Here is an 18,771-nt window from a genome sequence, read left to right as displayed (position 1 = left end):
GCAAAAGACCGCTCTGGTCGACTCTGTTGAAAAACGGATTTGCGGTAGGCATGTTGCGGCGAACCGGTTGGGGACTCGGCACCACGCCTGTGCGCACGCCCTCCACATCGATTCAGGATGAAACTTAATTTTCATCCCACAACTGATCGCTGCGGATCTTCTTCCCTTCCAGGGCAGCGATGGCCATTGCCTCGAAGAAGGCAGGCGCCCCGGTGCGGTGGGTGCGGCCGGAAAGGCGAAGTCAGGCCACGCACTGCCCGCACGCAGCCTCAATGCCAGCGAAAAAATTCGCTCTCACCCGCTGCCCCGCTGCCGGCCGTTCAGATGCAGGGGGCACGAACTCGCGCGACTGCGATGGATGATCCTCCCCTGATGTATATTCCAGGCAGGTTTTTCGGGTATTAGGGAAAAGTGCTGTCAGGCAGCACCAGCCAGCAGGCTTTCATAGGGAATGCGCAGCCCATCATGAAGACGCTTTATCATTGCCAGGCTCAATTTGCGCTTTCGGTTCAATACCTCGGAAACCCTACCGCTAGAGCCGATATACGGCTCTAGGTCGCTAGGGGTCAGCCCCTGCTGATCCATGCGGAATTTGATGGCCTCGATGGGGTCAGACGGCGGGATCGGATAATGCTCGTCCTCATATTTCTCGATCAATACCGCCAGCACCTCCAGTTCATCGCCCTCCGGGGTACCGATTTCGGCACCCCACAGTTGCTCCATGCGTGCAAAGGCGGCGGCCAAGTCTTCCTCGGAACGAATCGGCTTGATATTCATCACACTGTCTCCGCGTTGATCTGGTCGTACTGGGCATGAGTGCCTACGAATCTCACGAACCCAAGCTGTCGTTCGTAGTCGATTGCCAAGATCACCCGATATTTGTTACCTGCAATATTAAAAACCACACGGCCGCCTTTCAGGATGCTTGCTGTACGTAGCTCTGCCTTGACCTCCTGCGGCGTGTGGTAAGTGGCTTTCTCCATGTGCCGATACCACTCCACCAGAGGTGTCATGGCGTCTGCATAGGCCGGGCTGCTTTCCCAGAAAGCGCGCAATGTACCTCGCGCAATAATTCTCACCGCCATGCACCTCCCAATTTGGGAGAAAGTCTAGCCAGCCAGCTTGGCAGTGGCAACAACAGGATTTCCCGAATACCCGATTTTTCCTGCTGAGGATATTACTGCGCGGCTGGATTGGGCAGGGAAGGGAGGTCGGGAAGCATACCGTCTAGTGATCCTTGAGCTGAGGGCTTGCCGCGCTTCTCCTGCGGGCAGTAGGTGAGCTGGCTGGGGCATGGGGAAGCGGCGTCCAGCGCGGGAACCTAGCTCATAGGGTGAGCTAGGTTCGCTCATCATGTGAGCTAGGGTTAGCTCAAGAGGTGAGCTTTCCAAAGAAAAAAAGCCTTCAAAATCAACGAACTAAATTTTGTCTCTTCTCATGATCTCTGGGTCTTCGCTCTGCGATGGTAGGGAGTCCGCCAAAGTCGCCTGCCGGCGGCGGCCAGCCGGAATCGATCGACAGACTGCGGCTGCGCCTCCGCTAGCCAATCGCTCCCGACCGGCTCCATCAACAGTATTCCATGGCCGCCTCAAGCCCAGCGGATCTTTTCTCCCCGGCTTGCATGGCGCAGCTGGCCTTATGGCTTGGGATTCCCGGATGCCCCGTAGCTTGAAGCCATAGGTCTCACCGAGAGGCCGGCAAAGCACGGAGCACACATGAAACACCACAAATCCGCCCAGCAAGCCCATCCGCACATCGAAGCCGTCCGCCGTCTGCACGCGCTGCGCAACTTGGTCCGCGGTACCGGCACGAAAGGTTTCAAGGCCCGCATCGAGTTTGTGCAGCTGGCCTACCGCTACGGCCTGGTAGACGAAATAACCAGCTACGCCCTGTGGGATCGCGGCTACGTGGACTTGGGCGAGCGCACTTTCGACACATGTTTCGAGATGGGCGACTCCGAGAAGGTAATTTCTGCCCTGATTCAGGATGCGCGCCAGCACGGCTATATCGGCTACATCGAACAGAAGATCAATTGCCCGAAGTCCTTCGCGCGCTGGTGCAGCTACGCCGACCGGCAGGGTGAACTCGCGCTGTGATCCCGGACGGAGCACGTTTGGGTTTTCGTCGGCCCGTGCGAGCCTGAGCACAGTGACAACTGCCAAGGAGGAAACGGCATTGAACACGGTATTTTTCGTAACGGACTGCCGCCCGGGGAGCACTGCATCATCCAGGGCCACGAGCACGCCCCGCTGGTCATTAAGACCATGGAGGGTGATGAGCTATTGAGGCTGGCGCCAACCCAGCCTTGGACACACGAGCGATTGGTCGCTCTTCCGCTCCAGGAGCTCTTGGGCGAGGCGCTGGACGGCGGCGCAGACGCCTACCTGGGCGAGCAGTGGGTCGGCAGCACCAAGGTGTGAGAAGCCCTCCCAACCAGCAGAAGCCTGTTCTAGCCCGCCCCGTGCGGGCTTTTTTGCAGGTAGGGTCCAGGCAGGCCCGGTTGCTTGGGTTTCTCGCCAGGTGCGTGATGCTGACAACTCCACAAGACGGAGTACCAGCAATGCAAGACTCATCCAACGCCCACCCTCAAGCCCATGCTCTCGGCGACGACTTCGACTTGAACGCCGACCAACTGGACCACAAGTACAACCCGGAAGGCGATGGCGAGCACCCGACGTACACCCGCGCCCTATGGCGCGAAGCCGTCGCCAGCGAAAATACCCTGTCCGGCTACTGGCAGTGGGTCGTCAGCGAAATCGACGTGGCCAACAACGATGGGGGAAACCGCTGATGGCAACACTGGCAAGAGGCCTCTGGCTTCGCGCCTCATCGAGGACGGCCCAGGCTACCTGTGCTTTGCCGGGGCCTCTCTCTGGGTCTTGCGCCAGCGCGCCGAAATGCTGATCGACGCCTGCGAGACGAGGCACCTGAGCGAAGCACGGATGCGGACTCCGAAGGACTGGACGTTGCTCACCGGCGAGATCCGCCCATGGGACGCGAGCCACTGCCGATTCCCGCAAGAGCATATGGAACTGGCCTGCTCCGGACGCAATCACCTGTGGCTCACCGTGACCTCGAAGGCCGGCGATGTCGAGCTGCATACCGCTGCCTTCTCGCTGGACGAACTGAGCCAAGCCATTGGCCTGTGGCGAGCCAACGAGGAGGATCTTTTCCTCCTCGGTTCGCAACAGCTCGACGGCACCTCCATCGAGAAGATCCAGATCCTCCGCCAGGAGGCGGAAGAGGCTTGACCCACTACCGGAGGGGCACCTGTGCGGCTCCTCCTTCCCCTCGCCCTACCCGCTGGAACGGTACGGGAACGCCCAGTCCCTACCCGGCGGGCAAGCCAGCCGGGATACTCCGAGCGGGGCTGGCGCTGGCGCAGAGGCCCAATCCGGAACGCAGGAGATTATTCCCGCTCCGCCTGGCTGGGATGCCGGGACACACGCAAACCCTTCCCTTCGAGCGGAAAATCCCGGCTCGAACACCGAATATGAGTTCACAGGAGATTCACGATGGTTTTTTCGGCCCGACGTGCCAATGGATTGAGGCTGGAACGCATGCAGGCCTCCCGGCAGTATGCCGATGGTGGCTTCACGAACACCTACCCGGCCAGCGTACAGCGCGTGCCCGAGGGGCGGCCGACGCTGGCCGATTTTCTGTTCCGTGGCGAGGGCCGCACGCCGGCGAATCCCCACCCCATCATCGACCCACGCGCCAGCTGGGCACGCCCCGTCGAAACCGGACTGCGGGCCACCTGGCTCGGCCATTCGACCGTGCTGCTGGAAATCGACGGCCACCGGGTGCTGACCGATCCGGTGTGGGCGCGCGCGTCTCACCGTTGCCCTTTCTCGGCCCCAAGCGCTTCCATCCGGTGCCGGTCGACATCGCCGCCCTACCGCCGCTCGATGCGGTGCTGATCTCCCACGACCACTACGACCATCTGGACTACCCGAGCATCCGGGCGCTGGCCAAGCGGCGGGTGCCCTTCATCACCTCGCTCGGCGTCGGCCTGCATCTGGAAGCCTGGGGCATGCCGGCCGAGCGTATCGTCGAGCTCGACTGGTGGGAACGCACCGTGCTGCCGGGCGGCCTGGCGATCACCGCCGCGCCAGCACATCACTACTCCGGACGAGGGCTGCGCGATCGCAACGTGACGCTCTGGTCGTCGTTCGCCCTGCGTGGCGAGCGCCATGCGGTGTTCTTCAGCGGCGACACCGGGCTGTCGCCGGCCCTCGCCGACATCGGCCGGCGGCTCGGGCCGTTTGATCTGGTGATGCTCGAGGTCGGCGCCTGCCATCCGGCCTGAGGGAATATTCACCTGGGGCCGGACAACGCCCTGCGGGCCTGGGCGCAACTGGGCAGCGGGCGTCTCCTGCCGGTGCACTGGGGCACCTTCAACCTGGCGATGCACCCCTGGCCCAGCCGGCAGATGTGCTGCTGGCGCACGCCTCGGAGGGGCTGGTCATGCCGCGCCTCGGCGAGCCGGTCGAGCTGACTTGGGGCGAAGCGGTAGATCCCTGTTGGCAAAGGGTAGCCGGAGGCGACTGGCAGGACGCTACGGAGCAGGGCGCCGAGCTTCTGGTGCTTCCCGTGAAGGAATAGGTTCTGCTGGCGGAAGCCCAATGCCGAATCAGGCTTTTGCCATGAGCAACAAAGGCCGTTTGAACAATACCGAGGCACTTACCGACTTACATACACATCCTGCAGAGCACCACAAAAAGCATTCGGCTCACAAGGTCTCTTGGCTCTTGCCGTTTAAAGCTTTGTTCTTTTCCCTCTGCCTGCAACAAAGTGGCAGCGGATCGCCTCTAAAACGCTCGCTAAAATACCCCGAAACCCAAAAGGATCGTTGAATGGAAACCTCGACACCAAGCAATGACGCGCCAAGCCCTACGTCCCGCACAGCCACAGGCAAGATGCTGATAGACATAGCAGGGCATAGCGATCTCAATTATGACTTGGCCTTACAACCGGACGGCAAGATCCTGCTGGCCGGACAGAGCTATAACCCCGTCAGCAGTAATGATGACTTCAGCGTGGCCCGGCTGAATGCTGACGGCACTCTCGATACCAGCCTCGATAGCGACGGCAAGGCCATCGTCGATATCGGAGGAAGCAACCAAGGCCGTAGCCTGACCGTGCTGCCCGACGGCAAGATCCTGCTGAGCGGCAGCAGTAATGGCGACTTCAGCGTAATCCGGCTGAATACCGACGGCAGTCTCGATACCAGCTTCGGCAGCGACGGCAAGGCTACCTTCGATCTCGGGAGGGATGATTACGTCTATAGCATGGCCATGCAGCCCGACGGCAAGATCCTGGTGACTGGACGGAGCGATAACGGCAGCGATGACAACTTCGGCGTAATCCGGCTGAACGCCGACGGCACCCTCGACACCAGCTTCGGCAGCGATGGCAAGGCCATCTTCGAGCTCGGATATAGCGACGACCAGGGCCATAGCGTGACCGTACTGCCCGACGGCAAGATCCTGATGGCGGGATCCAGCTATGACTATTCCGAGAACAGCACCTATTTCGACCTCAGCGTGATCCAGCTGAACGCCGACGGCACGCTCGATACCAGCTTCGGTAGTGGTGGCGAGGCCACCGCCGATATCGATGGGAACGACGATTTCGGCAATAGCCTGCTCGTGCAGCCCGACGGCAAGATCCTGGTGGCCGGACGGAGCTATAACCCTGACTATGACACCGAATTCAGCGTGGCTCGACTGAATGCCAACGGCAGTCTCGATGCCAGCTTCGGTAGCGACGGCAAGGCCAGCTTCGCTCTCGGGAAAGGCTACGCCCAAGTCAATAGCCTGGCCCTGCAACCGGACGGCAAGATCCTGCTGGCTGGACAGAGCTATAACCCCGACAACGCTACTTACGACTTCAGGGCACCTCTAAAAACCGCCCTCCGAATCACGCTGAGCGATGAAATACGCTCGTGTTCGCAGCAGAGCTACCCGTCAGGCTCGACGCTCACACGGTAAAGCGGCCCGAGGCAGCCCGGCCAAAGGCCTGGATCAGGCCATTTCCAGCAGACTGCTCATCCTTTTCAGGTTGTACACCGCCGATTTGAGCGTCAGACCAAACTCAGCCCGTGCCAGGCCGATGCTGCGAACGGCCTTGCCGCCCATCTGGGCCAGGCTGGCAAAGACATGTTCGACCCGGGCTCGGGGACTGGCTATGCGTTTGTTTCGTGCCTTGCCCCGTTCACCGATCGGCTTGCCGGCCTGGCCCTTGCGCTGGATAGATGGCCTCCAGCCGATCAGTTGGAGCCAGCGCTCCCGGGGTCTGTCGTGATACCCGCGATCCGCCCAGAACTCCCGGCTGCTATTGCTTCGGTCGAGCACATCCACCAAATGCTGGGTATCGGCCTCGCTGGCATCGCTTACCCGGACGCAGCGAATCAGCTTGTGCCGGCGATCCACGCTGACCGACAGCTTGTAGCCGAAGTACGACTTGCCGTGTTTCTTCGTCCAGCGCGCCTCGACATCCTTTTGCCGGCGCTTGGCGGGCGACCATTCGACCGGTACGGCCTGCTCTTTCACCATGGCCTGCTCATCGGCCGTGTTGTGCTGGATCGGTGCCCGGATAATGCTGGCATCGATGATCTGCCCCTCGCGGGCCCGGAAGCCGTGCTCCTGCAACTGGCGCTGCACCTCGGCAAAGATCTGGTGCTCGACGTTGGCCTGTACCAGGCGCTCGCGAAAGACCCAGATCGTGTTGCGGTCCGGAACTCGGCCGGAGTTTTTCAACCCGGCAAAACGCTGGAAACTCATGCGGTCGAGCAGTTGGAACTCCATCTGCTCGTCGGACAGGTTGAACAACTGCTGGAGCACCAGCAGGCGCGTCATCAGCTCTGTTGGATAGGGAGGCCGACCGCCCTTGGCGCGGCTGGGGCGAGGAGTTCTGCGGTCGATCTCGGCTGCCAGGGCGACAAAGTCCACATGCTTGTCCAGTAGAGCCAGTGGATCGCCCAGGCTATCGAGCTTGGCTTCTCGCTCCTGGTCGGCAAACAGACTGAACATCAGCAGGCTCCGGGTGATCAACAGGCGGATGATCTTACCCGGCGGCCGGGCTGGTTTTTAGAGGTGCCCAATGGCTGGCCGAAAACCGCCCGAGAACTGATCAAAAAATGGACAACTTTTCGAAACCCGGAATTTCCGCCAACCCCCCTTGCAAGCTATTGATTCGAAAGGTGAAAATCGGCGAGACTGTTTGAACCGAGCCCTGATTGATAAGGGATTAAGACCTACTGGTGTTGCTCCTGTGGGTGATGGTACTGTTTGAACCGAGCCCTGATTGATAAGGGATTAAGACAGGAAAAGTCCTCGATCAGTCCAGCAAACTCGGTTTGAACCGAGCCCTGATTGATAAGGGATTAAGACCTACTACCTGCCGTCTTACTGACCCGGTAGTAAGTTTGAACCGAGCCCTGATTGATAAGGGATTAAGACGCGTACGGATCGCGCATTTGGACATGCTGCGTTTGAACCGAGCCCTGATTGATAAGGGATTAAGACCCATGAGGTTCCTGCGGTGAAACACCAGCGCTACGTTTGAACCGAGCCCTGATTGATAAGGGATTAAGACAAATGTCCTGGGTTTTATCTCGAACTTCCATGGAGTTTGAACCGAGCCCTGATTGATAAGGGATTAAGACTCTACCTCCGCAAGCAGCGGCCGCACATTTCGCGTTTGAACCGAGCCCTGCCTGATAAGGGACCCATCCAGCCCGGCACATGCCGGGCTTTTTATTGTCGGTCTGTCCGGCCCCAGTCCATAAGAAATACGCCGCCCCGCGGGACGATCCTCCCCCTCCTGCCTGACAAGCTTGTCACCCCGCTCCCTCCTCCTCCGCGCAGGCATGCTTTCGGCACGCACCACGGAGCCACCGCCATGAGCCAGCGCCAGTTGTTCATCGCCGCCTACGACATCCGCGAGCCGCGCCGGCTGCGCCGCTGCCTGCACATCCTCAAGGACTACGCCTGCGGCGGGCAGAAGTCGGTGTTCGAGTGCTACCTGAGCGCCGCCGAACGCCAGGAACTGCTCGAACGCATGGCCGGCACCATGGACCTGGGCGAAGACCGCTTCCTCATCGCGCCGCTGCCGGCCGAGGCCAGCGTCTGCACCCTCGGCATCGCCGTGCCGCCCAGCGATCCGGAGTTCTACTACGTCGGCTGAACGGCAGCCGGCAATGGACTCCCGCCCGCAGGCGGAAAGCACTCATCCCCCGACACAGGACCCTCGCCCCCAGATGAAAAGACTGCTTGTCGCCCTGGCCCTGGCCTCCTCCGCCGCCCGCGCCGACTGCGAAGGCGTCGGCCTGCGCAACTTGCGCCTCGTCGAAACCAGCCGCGACGCCTGGATCTCGGCCACCGCCTACAACTGCTCGGACCGGGATATCGAAGGCAGGGAGATCCCTCTCCTGGCGGACGGCCGGAAAATCGCCATCCCCACCGGCCGCCTCGCCGCGGGCGAGGCACAGAGGATCTGGCATCCCGTTCCCAAGGGCACGCAAAGCGTGAAGCTCGCCCCCTGACGGCCGCCGGCAGGCCCGCCACCACGCCTCAGCAAGGAGAATCCCATGCGCCAGCTTTACATCGACCGCCGCGACACCCGCCTCGACGTGGATGCCGGCCGCCTGCTCATCCACGTGCCGGATACCCCGCGCGCCGCCAGCCTGCCCCTGATGCAGCTGGAGTCCGTGACCATCGGCGCCAACACCGAGTTCTCCAGCCGGGTGCTGCAGGCCCTGACCAAGCATGGCATACGCCTGGTACTGCTGCAGGGGCGCGGCCAGCAGGCCGTCACCCTCACCGAACCCTACCGCCACGGCCACGCCATGCGCCGGGTCCGCCAGTACGCCCTGAGCCTGGACGAGGCCTGGCTGACCGGAGCGGCGCGCCGCCTGGTGCGCGCCAAGCTGTATCGCCAGTGGCGCCAGCTGCGCCGCTGGCAGGCGGCCCGTCCGGACCAGCGCCTGACCCTGCACCGCGCCGCCCGGCAACTGCGCGAACTGCTGGAAAGCAGCCGCGACACCGACAGCCGTGCGGCCCTGCTCGGCATCGAAGGTGCCGCGGCGGCGGCCTACTTTTCCGGCCTCGCCGCCGTCGTGGCGCCCGCCTGGGGCTTCGTCCGCCGCCAGCGCCGCCCGCCGCCGGACCCGGTCAATGCCCTGCTGTCGCTGGCCTACAGCATGCTCCACGGCGATGCCGTACGCGCCCTGTGCGGCGCCGGCCTGGACCCGTCGCTGGGCTTCCTGCACCGGCCGGCCTGGTCGCGCGAATCCCTGGCCTGCGACCTGGTCGAGCTGTGGCGCTGCTCCGTCGACGCCTGGGTCTGGGAACTGCTGCGCGAGCGCCAGCTGCGCCCCGAACACTTCAGCCAACCCCAGCCCGGCATCTGCCTGCTGGACAAGCAGGGCCGCCAGCTCTTCTACCCCGCCTGGGAAATCCAGGCGCGGGAATGGCGCAAGGGCATGCGCCAGACCGCGAGCGCCTGGGCCGAAGAACTGCTGGCGCTTCCCCTGCAACTACCCGAGGGCTTGAACGATGAGTACCCGGCGGACCCTGCTGATTGAGCTGGACCGGGTGGCCAGCCTGCGCCGCGACGGCCCGGCCCTGCGCCTGGCCCTGCGCGGGCGCAGCGAACAATGGCTCCCTCTGCGCCGCCTCAGCCGCATCCTCTGCAGCGGCGACCCGGCGCCGCATTTCGCCACCCTGCTGTGGTGCGCCGGCGAAGGCATCCCGGTGAGCTTCCTGGCCGCCAGCGGCAGGCTGGTCGCCCAGCTGCTGCATCCCGGCGGCCTGCCCTCCCCGCTACATCACTGGCTGGAGGCGAAGGACTGCGACCCCGATCTGCAGCAGGCCTGGCAGGACTGGCACGACAACCTGCTGGCCCACTGGTATGCCGAGCTGGGCATGCGCCACGGCACGCCGGCCCTGCGCCGGCAGCGGCTGGTCAACCTCACCGGCCAGCTCGCCGCCCGCCTCGGTCTGCGCGGACAGTTGCGCCAGCATCAACCGGCGCTGCACACCCTGGCCCGCAACGCCATCGAGGACGCCCTGCTGGCCCGCCGGCTGACCCTGTTCAGCCAGCCGGTCGGCCAACTGGTGGATGCGCTGGAACAGCCGCTGGTCAACCTGGCGCAACTGAAGCTGCTCGAATACTGGAGCGACGAGGGCCACCGTGCGGACGGCTCCCCGCACGCCAACCTGCTACGCGCCTGGCAGGGCTGGGGCATGGAGCTGCGCATCGAGCGCGCCCTGCGCCTGCTCGAACAGCAACTGGAACGCACCGCGCTCTTTCAGGACGCCCCGCTGGAGGCCCATCGCCCATGACCCCCGCCACCTACCTGCTGTGCTACGACATCCGCGACCCGCGCCGCCTGGGGCGGGTCTTCCGCACCTGCTGCAAGGTCGCCGTGCCCTACCAGTACTCGGTGTTCGTGCTGACCGCCACGCGGGGCGAGCTCGAGGCCCTGATCCTGCGCATCGCCCGGCTGATCGACGCCACCGAGGACGACGTGCGCGTCTACCGCCTGCGCGACCCGCAGAGCATCGGTCGCCTCGGCGAAGCCGTGCTGCCCCATGAAATCCTCGCCTTGCCGTAAGCCTCCCTTGCTCGCCACGCAGCATCAGGGCAGACTCCGTGGCGGCCGAAACCGATGCCAGGCTGCTTAAAAAATGAGCAACTTTTCGAAACGCCGAATTCCCGGCAACCCCCTTTGCAACATATTGATTGTAAAGGATAAAATTTGCCAGGGGGGTTTGAATTGAGCCCTGTTTGATAAGGGATTAAGACCCACCACGATCGGAATTTGCTGCGGTACAAGGTTTGAATTGAGCCCTGTTTGATAAGGGATTAAGACACGTCCGGGGTGTCAATTGCGATGTCCATTTAGTTTGAATTGAGCCCTGTTTGATAAGGGATTAAGACTTTCCGGCAGTGGTGAGTGAGAGGCTGAAGCCATCCACCAAACTGGAAATCCGCATATGAGCAACGCCTCCCATCAAACCCGCAATTTAATAATTACTTCTGGGGCTGTCCAAATAGGGAAATTTGGGTTTTCCTCTTAACCCCTGAAAATGAAACTCGCACGGACAGCGAGGATTTCAAAGTGCCTCACCTTATTATCAGTAGTTGCACCAGCTTCGGTTTTGCCAATCGACTGAAGTCCTGTCTTTATGGATCTGGCCATAGCCGGCATGATATTTCGGTAGGCACAGGTATTCCTGAGCAGGTGCTCGCTGACTATGCCAGCGGAATAACTCAGCCCATTCTTTCCGATGTTGAAAAGATTGCCAGATTCATCCAAGTCAATCCGGCCTGGCTGGCCTTCCGCATCGGCGAAAAGAAACTTCCGAGCGAGGCCGAGTTAATTACCCCGTACTTGGAAGAGGCCAATCTGAGTGCCGAACAGTTGGAGGAAAAGTATTGTCAGGCCGGAAAAAACGAACATCCGCTGTTCAAGAAAACGACCTGGGCGTTCTCGATCGGCGAGGATGACACGGTGCTCGAGTACTGGGCCTGGGTGGCGTTTCGCATCGGCCGAGCCCTCGGCAAGCGCTCGTCCCATTGACCGAAGAGGCCGGCGTGAACCGGCTCCTTCTCCTGGTTGGGTGCCTGGCTCGCGCCAGCAGGCCGGCCCCGATGGGGGAATCCCACCGTGGGGGAAGCTGTGGGACTGTCCTGCAGGTGACTGATAGAATCTCCAATTTATGCGGCCTGTAGGTGATTTGTACGAGGATAGAAACTCTGCGTACAGTATGCTTCGATCTGCGCCAGCCACCGGTAATTTCCCCCTTGCGAATTCCTTCCAGCGATGCCATCGCTCCCCCACCCGGTTGACCCCCTATGAGCAAACTGACGCCGAAATTCGTCAAGGAGACGAGCGCCCCCGGGACCTACCAGGACGGCCGGGGCCTGTTCCTGAAGGTCACCGCCGGCGGGACGAAGAGCTGGGTGTTCCGCTACAGCTTCCAGAGCGGCCGCCGCGACATGGGGCTGGGTTCCTTCCCGGCGGTCTCGCTGCGCGATGCCCGACTGGCCGCGGATAAAGCGCGCCTGGAATTGGCCCAAGGCATCGACCCGCTCGGCAAGCGTCACCAGTTGCAGCACGAGGCGCGGGCGAAGCGGCGCAAGGGCACGACCTTCAAGACCGAGGCCGAGCTGTTCCTGCGCACCCACGCCCCGTCCTGGAGCCCACGGCATGCCGTACAGTGGCGCAACAGCCTGAACACCCATGTCTATCCCCGGATCGGCGAGCTGCCGGTGGAGCAGGTCGACACCGACCAGGTGCTGGAGGTCCTGATCCCGCTCTGGTCGACGGTGCCGGTCACCGCCACCCGGGTGCGCAACCGCATCGAGCTGATCCTCGATGCCGCCAAGGCCCGCCAGCTGCGCACGGGGGAAAACCCGGCGCGCTGGCGCGGACACCTCGACAAGCTCCTGCCGCGTCACAAGCGCAGCACCCTGCCCTTCCCCGCCCTGCCGGCCGAGCAGGTACCGGCGCTGCTGCACAAACTCGACCGGATGGCGAACCCGGCCGCCCGTGCCTGTGAACTGCTGATCCTCACGGCGACCCGCAGCGGCGAAGTGTGCGGCGCCCGCTGGGAGGAGTTCGATCGGGAGGCCCGGATCTGGACCATCCCGGCGCAGCGGATGAAGGCCAAGCGTGCTCACCGGGTACCGCTCACCGAGGCCATGCTCGAGGTTCTGGATCAGGTAGAGGGAAATCACCGGGAGTTTGTTTTCCTCAATGCCCGACGCAGCGGCCCCTCCCGGGCAACGCCCTGCGCCGCGTGCTCGATGCCGCCGGGGCCGAGAATTGCGTGCCCCATGGCTTTCGCTCGACCTTCCGGACCTGGGCCGCCGAGCAGACCAACCATCCGCGCGAGGTCTGCGAGATGGCGCTGGCACACACGCTGGAGAGCAAGGTGGAGGCGGCCTACAACCGTGGCGACCTGCTGGACAAGCGCCGGGCGCTGATGGAGGAGTGGTCGGCCTTCCTGGGCACCTTCGAACGCGAGGTGGTGTTCAAGGCGCTTGCGGTATCGGAGTCCGCCGGCGGCGAGTGAGGACAATCTTTCCCGCTGGCAGCAGGCTCCACGGCTCGAGCGCCAGCAGCACCCGACCACCTGCCGGCCGCCCATCGCGCCCGATTTGGGTTCTCCCGTGACCATGGCAGCCTGAAGGCCTGCAGCAGGTCGCTGCCAATCACGAGGAGCAAAACCATGTACCTGATCACCGAATCCGGTCTGAACCAGAACGCCCCCTACGATCCTGCCCTGCTGGCGTTCCAGCACGAGGGCGTCGAAATCCGCAATCCCTCCCTTTCCCCCTGCGGCCGTTTCGAGGTGGACCCCGTGGCCGCCTATGGCTTCGAGGAGGTCTGGACCGGCGGCGACTGCAGGGCGCTGGACCTGACCCTGCCGGACGGAAGCGTACTGCGCCTCACCAACGAGGACGGCCTCTGCATTCCCGATTCGGACGAGTGGGAAAGTGCGATCATCGGCCGTCTGAGCAGCGATTACGACGAAATCGCCTGGTGCGTGCTGGGGGAAGTGCCCCTGACGACCGACCGGTGACGGGCACCCACCACCGAGCCATCCCGTCAGCAGAAGCCCGTTCAACGTCGAGGAAACCCGTCATGCAGTTCAAGCGCACCGAGCGTCACGAGGCGATCACCTACACCTCCCGCAAGGAAGCCGCCTTCAATCGCAAGCTGGCCCGCGAGCAGCAGTCCATGCCGCTGTTCGCCGAGCAGATCGCCCAGGAGCAGCACTCCTGGGGCGAAGAAAAACGGCTCCGGGACCAGCGGAACCGGCGCAGCGTGCAGCGGATGCGTGATCTCTATGCACGGCAGTGGCGCAAGGTTCGCAAGGATTACTACGCGCTGTCGCCCGAGCTGAAAGCGCAATGCAAAGCCCGATGGCACGCCTTCTGGGGACCGAAAACCCCCTCCAACCTAGCCTATTTCGTCGACCAGCTAAACGGCGCATTGGCGGCCCGGACGGCCGCCGCCGAGGCTCAAACCCAACGGATACGCCAGAAGATCCTGGCGCAGGCACAAGTCCAAACCGCTTTCGAGTGATCCCCTACGGGCCGGTGCTTACCGGCCCCGCCTCCACCCTTTCAAGCCAGAATCCAGCCGGAAAAGGCCACATCCGGAGCCATCTCTCGCGTATTGGTATCACCAGTCCAAAAGGCAATTCAGAAGGAGAAGATCATGGCGATTGTCGATCAACCGAAGTAGCCCTGCGGGTGCTGGAACGGCACACGGGATCGAGCATTGGTGAGCAGCAGACCGAACTGAGCACCGCCGCTCGCGAGGTGCTTGCCGAGCGCCGCCGGCAGATTGAGGTGGAAGGCTTTTCGCCGGAGCACGATCGCCAACAAGACCACGGCGAGCTTCCGGCCGCGGCAGCCTGCTATGCGCTGTTCGCTCAGCGCCAGGCGCTCGGTCTCCGTAGTACCGACCCCAGTCATACCTGGCCCTGGATTCTGGAATGGTGGAAGCCAGGCGACGCCCGCCGCGCCCTCGTCAAGGCAGGGGCATTGACTCTGGCCGAGATCAAGCGACTGGACCTTGATGGCGCAAGCCAACCCAGCTCTCACGGATGACGGCTCCTCGGTGATGGGGCGACTGCGAGCAGGATGCAGGACAGCCCCGACTCGCCTAACATGAGCGCCAACGCTCGCCCCCTCTACCAACACGACAACGAAAGGAGCCAAGCCAGCCATGAATCTGGACAACATAGCCTCCATCGAGAATGGCGAGCTGGCACTCCGTGTTCGCCACCTGCGCGGCCTCAACTCCACCAACCCAGAGCCTTCGCGCCTTGTCGAGCTTGCCGAAGACTCCGCGGCTTTCCTGCAGGGCTATGCCCGCGCCCTGAAGCACATGGGCCGGATTAGCCAGGAAGAGTTCGCCGCCTTGGTGCACGAGATCCTCGAGACGCTGGATGGCGTGTACCGCCTGTATTGCCCCGAGAAGGCTGCTGACGCAGATCCCAGTGGAACCTGAGCAACAGCATCGGCTGCGTGGGTGTTGAGGCATACTCCATCAACGCATCAACGCATCAACGAGCAAGCACTTCATTGCTTACTTGCTGGCCTGAATCCATGCCCCTGGCTATCCGCCTTGGGGGTCGGTTACGCCTCGGAGGCTCGAAGTCAGGAACGATTCGAACTTGGCGCCCAGAACCGGCTTACGGATAATGGTCCTTCTCAAGGAAACCGCAACGGACATGCCCCTTGGATATACAACAGCGTCTCGAAGCCGAAATGCGCGAAGCCTTGGGGCTTGTGCCGGCCAAATCCGTCCCCGCCAACCCAAACAGCGTCCCTCCTACATCCGGGTAGAACTGAGCGTTCGCAAGCGCAGCGGCGGTCCCACCTTTCGCTTCGAGCATCGCTCCCGTTCACTCAGCACGCTGGAAGCCCAACTCGAGGCCGAAAAGATTGTGCGCAGCAAAGGATGGGAAGTCTGGGCCGTGCTGGAGGTGCGCCAAGTTTCCGAATAACCCCCACCTAATCACCCCGTGCCCCGCTCTTTGGAGCTTCACATCCCTGCCATGGACCATGCCATGAACAAAGCCGAACTCATCGACGCCATCTCGACCGCCACCGACCTGCCCAAAGCCACGGCTGCCCGCGCTCTGGAGGCTTTCACCGCCAGCGTCACTACGGCCCTGCAACAGGGCAACGATGTCTCCCTGGTAGGGTTCGGCACCTTTACCGTGAAGGAGCGCGCTGCCCGAGAAGGTCGCAATCCGCAGACGGGGGCCGCGATCCAGATCGATGCCGCCAAGCTGCCGGGCTTCAAGCCGGGCAAGGGCCTGAAAGACGCCCTCAAATGATCGAAACAGCGTGACCGGCAAGTCGGCACGCCGATAGGGCGTCGGTGCTCGCGCCCTATCGAATCGAGCAAAAAATATCGGCTGGACTTGTCGGAACACATAAATGCTTCTGATCGGGCGAGTCACACTGCGCCTACGATCTCGTCGATCAGCCGCTTCGCTGCCAGCTTGACGCTGGCCGGCTGCTCCAGGCGGTCGCCATGTCCGTTGCGCTCATAGGCAACGACCAGCTGCGCTTTCCAGAGCACGCCATCGGTTGCGGGATCAGGTTCTGCTCCTTGGCCGATGGCGATCCGCGCAGCGCGATAGGCCGCCTTCCACTCTGCACGAGTGGCGTTGTAGCGACCGAGCCCTGGCTTGCGCTTGAAAGAGGTTCCGTACCGCAGAGAATGTTTCGAGGTTCGTCCTGTGGCTATGGTGATTCCTCCAACTACCTCCGACCATGCTCAGGGCCTTCTCGGAAAACCCAAGCGCCAGCAGGGAGAAATTTTCTTCTGCGTTTCTCAGGACGGATCAGGCTGGCGCTCGCCTATCGGTTCAGCTTGTCCACGCGCCGATACCACCTGCCAACCACAGTCCTCCTCGTCCCCATCCGCGCCATCGCCGATCATGGCGAACGAGCTGATCGTCGTGTGTCGTTCGTGCGGGCTGCCCCGATAGCACTGGCCGTCCCGGTCCCGCGCCGGGCATAGACGTAGATCCCGTCGCTCGGGAAGCCCTCCAGGATGTGCGTGGCCCACGCCGGCGCGTCCTCGTAGTCGTGGGCGTGCCGCGGCGACTTCTCGGCCGGAGGCTTGGGCAAGGAGGCCTCGACCAGCGCACGGAACACAAGGCGCGCGCTCTCCAGCTCCTCCAGCGCAGCAGTGAGCTTGCTGGCCGGCATGCTTTGCAGGCGCGCAGCAGCATTGAGGGTGTACCAGGCGGCAAGCATTTCCTCGGTCATCGGTCGCTCTCCATGGCATATCGATCCCCCTCACCCTACTACGGGCCGGCGAAATCCCTATCGAAGCTCACCGGCCCGCTTGGGTTGCTGCGCCTTGGGCGTAGTCTGGGCGCCAACACGGAGGCCCCATGACTATCCCCCTCGACCAACTCATCCAGGCCGTCACCAGCGCAAGCCTTGAGGCTACCTGCCTGCGCCAGCCGCACTTCACCGCCCAAGCGCCTGAACGCCGAGGTGCGAGCAAACCCATTTGAAGACCTTCCGCAAGAGTAGTCGGAGCAACCGTGGGGGGCTCACTCCGTCATCACGACTGCTACTCACGCTGCTTGAGATGCTGAGCGAGCACCTGTGGCAGCACCATTTGTGTCACCTGCCGCTCTAGAACTGCGATCTCTACGGGCTTCGGCTTCTCCGGCTTCCAGTCGACCGGGATGTAGTTGACCAACCTTTCCTTGACGGTCTCGCGGATCACACAGCGCATGTAGCTCCACCATGCGTCGTTGCCATCCGGGGAGACCCCATTCACCCATACGACGGTTGGGCAAAAGTCCTCCCACGGATCGGGCCGAATGGGGAACACGCCTGTGAAATTCAGCCTAAGCTTGACTTCAAGGCGGTAGTTGCCGTGCTCGCCTTTCGTCTTGAGCACGAGGTTTTCGACACCTTGTCGGGTGATCCGTTCGTACCCGACCTCGACGGCGTGCAGCGTGGGGCTGTCGCCAACGAAGACGTCCCCAGGCTTCGTCAGCCCAATAGTGCCGTCTGTGCGATCAAGCTCGACGTCGTCGACGTACCAAGTCGCCTTGTATGTGGATGGGTATTGACTTGGAGTGAGGGTGATAGTTCGATCCACAAAGACTGGCCACGTCAGCATCACCAAGTCCGGAGAGCTCGGCCGACACTTCTCAACGCGCACAGCCACGGGCGTGCGCTCTCCCTGCCGGGGCGGCCCAGGTACATCATCGACGTCCATACGCAGGTCGTCGACCCTCGAAATCCTGAAGCCAACCTCGTACTCCGGCGTTCCGCAATCAGCGGAGAGCTTCATCTTCTCGACGATGGACAGCGTGCTTTGCGCGTCACCGCTCCCCAGTCTGTGCGTAGTGTGCTTTGCGACCAGGTGCTCACGAAGGAGCTTCGATGCGTTCCACTCGATGTCATAGAGAAACGCAACGCCACGGCAGTCCTCAGAGTGGTTCAGGTGCTCAATGAGCCCCTCGAACACCACCCAAGCAGCGGCAAACACGCTTGCGCCTGCGATCCCCGCACCGTGTGCCACCTTTTCGGCCGCTTCCTCTGCGGCCTTCTTGGCAATTTCCTCAAAAGTCTTAAGAGTAGCCTTTCCACCAGTACCGAATCCACCTCCGCCTGCGATGTAGGGAAGGCCTTCATTGATGCCAATGATCGCGATGCGAACGTCGTGCTTGTCGAGATCGATCTCAAGCGGTCCAACCGTCCAAGTCGACGCGTTGTGGGGCGGGAAGTTCTTCAGATCCAGTTTCTTTCCCGGCACGAACATGTAGTTGTCGGCAGCGTCCGGGGGCGGCAACTCGCGGCCGCTCACCAGCACACGGTGATCACCGCCGCTCGTGACTGCGAGAAGGTAGACGCGGATGCCGTCAGCGGCACCCCAGTCGCTGTCCTCGGTTGACAACGTGCTCTTGCAGAGGATGTCGAGAAGTTGGAAGGAGAACTTCACTTGCTGACCTCCGTAAGCTCAGTCCGCTGCAAGATAGTCGGCGACGCGGTATAGCGCAAGCTGCCAAGACCAGCCACTATTCGTCGAATGGCCACATATGCCCGGCCAAGCGCACGCGTTGCGGATGGTCCGGGAAGATCACGCAGCGCGTGGCCCGGATGCAGAAGCAGGACCTGCACCGGGGATTGCACCATCCCGCCATATGGTGCCCGGCTGCGCTGGAGCGCGGCCTGCTAGACGCACTCGGGAAAAGGGTC

At 62.5% G+C, this 18,771-nt stretch carries 24 protein-coding genes, 1 pseudogene and 1 CRISPR repeat array; of the genes and pseudogenes, 19 read left to right on the top strand and 6 right to left on the bottom strand.

The genetic code is table 11. From position 1 onward, the window contains the following. Positions 1-417: 417 nt before the first annotated feature. Both Atro_RS23550 and Atro_RS23545 read right to left on the bottom strand, forming a co-directional pair. A complete protein-coding gene (locus tag Atro_RS23550) occupies positions 418-777 on the bottom strand; it encodes a helix-turn-helix domain-containing protein (RefSeq protein ID WP_136888326.1) in 360 nt (119 codons plus the stop codon). Next, the gene (locus Atro_RS23545) at positions 777-1,079 is read right to left on the bottom strand and encodes a type II toxin-antitoxin system HigB family toxin (protein ID WP_136888327.1); all 303 of its coding nucleotides are present in this window, start codon (positions 1,077-1,079) and stop codon (positions 777-779) included. The genes Atro_RS23550 and Atro_RS23545 overlap by 1 nt, the downstream gene beginning before the upstream one ends. A gap of 636 nt (positions 1,080-1,715) precedes the next feature. Between Atro_RS23545 and Atro_RS23540 the strand changes: the two genes are divergently transcribed. The 6 genes and pseudogenes from Atro_RS23540 to Atro_RS23515 all read left to right on the top strand — a co-directional run bounded on the left by Atro_RS23540 (position 1,716) and on the right by Atro_RS23515 (position 5,993). Further along, complete coding sequence (locus tag Atro_RS23540; protein ID WP_497927858.1) at positions 1,716-2,096, top strand: hypothetical protein; 381 nt, start codon at positions 1,716-1,718, stop codon at positions 2,094-2,096. Between the two features lie 464 nt (positions 2,097-2,560). Further along, entirely contained in the window at positions 2,561-2,791 is a 231-nt protein-coding gene (locus tag Atro_RS23535; RefSeq protein ID WP_497927857.1) for a hypothetical protein, read from the top strand. A gap of 106 nt (positions 2,792-2,897) precedes the next feature. Further along, positions 2,898-3,251 carry a hypothetical protein gene (locus tag Atro_RS23530; RefSeq protein ID WP_497927856.1) on the top strand — a complete coding sequence of 118 codons (354 nt, stop codon included), beginning with the start codon at positions 2,898-2,900 and terminating at the stop codon, positions 3,249-3,251. Between the two features lie 264 nt (positions 3,252-3,515). Beyond that, positions 3,516-4,605, top strand: a pseudogene (locus Atro_RS23525) (MBL fold metallo-hydrolase). Between the two features lie 41 nt (positions 4,606-4,646). After that, positions 4,647-4,856, top strand: a complete 210-nt coding sequence (locus Atro_RS23520) for a hypothetical protein (protein WP_497927855.1) — start codon at positions 4,647-4,649, stop codon at positions 4,854-4,856. Then, positions 4,857-5,993 carry a WD40 repeat domain-containing protein gene (locus Atro_RS23515; protein WP_497927854.1) on the top strand — a complete coding sequence of 379 codons (1,137 nt, stop codon included), beginning with the start codon at positions 4,857-4,859 and terminating at the stop codon, positions 5,991-5,993. Positions 5,994-6,026: 33 nt separating this feature from the next. Here Atro_RS23515 and Atro_RS23510 read toward each other — a convergent pair whose 3' ends face one another. Continuing rightward, the gene (locus Atro_RS23510; protein ID WP_497927853.1) at positions 6,027-7,055 is read right to left on the bottom strand and encodes an IS5 family transposase; all 1,029 of its coding nucleotides are present in this window, start codon (positions 7,053-7,055) and stop codon (positions 6,027-6,029) included. A 167-nt stretch (positions 7,056-7,222) separates the two neighbouring features. Then, positions 7,223-7,738: a CRISPR direct-repeat array (repeat unit 36 nt; unit sequence GTTTGAACCGAGCCCTGATTGATAAGGGATTAAGAC). A 167-nt stretch (positions 7,739-7,905) separates the two neighbouring features. On the opposite strand from Atro_RS23510, the gene Atro_RS23505 reads away from it, so the two are divergent. The 13 genes from Atro_RS23505 (at position 7,906) to Atro_RS23445 (ending at position 15,872) form a co-directional block, all read left to right on the top strand. Further along, the gene (locus Atro_RS23505; RefSeq protein WP_497927852.1) at positions 7,906-8,190 is read left to right on the top strand and encodes a CRISPR-associated endonuclease Cas2; all 285 of its coding nucleotides are present in this window, start codon (positions 7,906-7,908) and stop codon (positions 8,188-8,190) included. Between the two features lie 73 nt (positions 8,191-8,263). Continuing rightward, a complete protein-coding gene (locus tag Atro_RS23500; protein ID WP_497927851.1) occupies positions 8,264-8,548 on the top strand; it encodes a hypothetical protein in 285 nt (94 codons plus the stop codon). A 45-nt stretch (positions 8,549-8,593) separates the two neighbouring features. Beyond that, a complete protein-coding gene (gene cas1, locus Atro_RS23495; RefSeq protein ID WP_497927850.1) occupies positions 8,594-9,589 on the top strand; it encodes a CRISPR-associated endonuclease Cas1 in 996 nt (331 codons plus the stop codon). Beyond that, entirely contained in the window at positions 9,561-10,349 is a 789-nt protein-coding gene (locus tag Atro_RS23490) for a hypothetical protein (protein ID WP_497927849.1), read from the top strand. Before cas1 ends, Atro_RS23490 begins: the two co-directional genes overlap by 29 nt. Then, a complete protein-coding gene (cas2, locus tag Atro_RS23485) occupies positions 10,346-10,621 on the top strand; it encodes a CRISPR-associated endonuclease Cas2 (RefSeq protein WP_497927848.1) in 276 nt (91 codons plus the stop codon). The genes Atro_RS23490 and cas2 overlap by 4 nt, the downstream gene beginning before the upstream one ends. Positions 10,622-11,128: 507 nt before the next feature. Then, entirely contained in the window at positions 11,129-11,590 is a 462-nt protein-coding gene (locus Atro_RS23480) for a helix-turn-helix domain-containing protein (RefSeq protein ID WP_497927847.1), read from the top strand. A gap of 275 nt (positions 11,591-11,865) precedes the next feature. Beyond that, positions 11,866-12,999, top strand: a complete 1,134-nt coding sequence (locus tag Atro_RS23475; protein WP_497927846.1) for a tyrosine-type recombinase/integrase — start codon at positions 11,866-11,868, stop codon at positions 12,997-12,999. Continuing rightward, the gene (locus Atro_RS23470) at positions 12,948-13,088 is read left to right on the top strand and encodes a hypothetical protein (protein ID WP_497927845.1); all 141 of its coding nucleotides are present in this window, start codon (positions 12,948-12,950) and stop codon (positions 13,086-13,088) included. The genes Atro_RS23475 and Atro_RS23470 overlap by 52 nt, the downstream gene beginning before the upstream one ends. A 156-nt stretch (positions 13,089-13,244) precedes the next feature. After that, the gene (locus Atro_RS23465; RefSeq protein WP_497927844.1) at positions 13,245-13,598 is read left to right on the top strand and encodes a hypothetical protein; all 354 of its coding nucleotides are present in this window, start codon (positions 13,245-13,247) and stop codon (positions 13,596-13,598) included. Positions 13,599-13,660: 62 nt separating this feature from the next. Beyond that, the gene (locus Atro_RS23460; RefSeq protein WP_497927843.1) at positions 13,661-14,104 is read left to right on the top strand and encodes a hypothetical protein; all 444 of its coding nucleotides are present in this window, start codon (positions 13,661-13,663) and stop codon (positions 14,102-14,104) included. Next, the gene (locus Atro_RS23455) at positions 14,101-14,634 is read left to right on the top strand and encodes a hypothetical protein (RefSeq protein ID WP_497927842.1); all 534 of its coding nucleotides are present in this window, start codon (positions 14,101-14,103) and stop codon (positions 14,632-14,634) included. Before Atro_RS23460 ends, Atro_RS23455 begins: the two co-directional genes overlap by 4 nt. A 118-nt stretch (positions 14,635-14,752) precedes the next feature. Beyond that, on the top strand, positions 14,753-15,037 hold the full coding sequence (locus Atro_RS23450) for a hypothetical protein (protein ID WP_497927841.1): 285 nt from the start codon (positions 14,753-14,755) through the stop codon (positions 15,035-15,037). A 562-nt stretch (positions 15,038-15,599) separates the two neighbouring features. Then, a complete protein-coding gene (locus tag Atro_RS23445; protein WP_497927840.1) occupies positions 15,600-15,872 on the top strand; it encodes an HU family DNA-binding protein in 273 nt (90 codons plus the stop codon). 122 nt (positions 15,873-15,994) lie between these two features. Here Atro_RS23445 and Atro_RS23440 read toward each other — a convergent pair whose 3' ends face one another. The 3 genes from Atro_RS23440 to Atro_RS23430 form a co-directional block, all read right to left on the bottom strand. Next, positions 15,995-16,120, bottom strand: coding sequence for a hypothetical protein (locus Atro_RS23440; RefSeq protein WP_497927839.1), 126 nt, complete (start codon positions 16,118-16,120; stop codon positions 15,995-15,997). A gap of 359 nt (positions 16,121-16,479) precedes the next feature. Continuing rightward, a complete protein-coding gene (locus tag Atro_RS23435; RefSeq protein ID WP_497927838.1) occupies positions 16,480-16,815 on the bottom strand; it encodes a hypothetical protein in 336 nt (111 codons plus the stop codon). A gap of 313 nt (positions 16,816-17,128) precedes the next feature. Beyond that, positions 17,129-18,514: a hypothetical protein gene (locus Atro_RS23430; RefSeq protein ID WP_497927837.1), complete on the bottom strand. Its 1,386-nt coding sequence runs from the start codon at positions 18,512-18,514 to the stop codon at positions 17,129-17,131. Positions 18,515-18,771: the final 257 nt, after the last annotated feature.

Source organism: Azotobacter tropicalis, from assembly GCF_059739045.1.
This window is presented reverse-complemented; position numbering and strand designations above follow the sequence as displayed.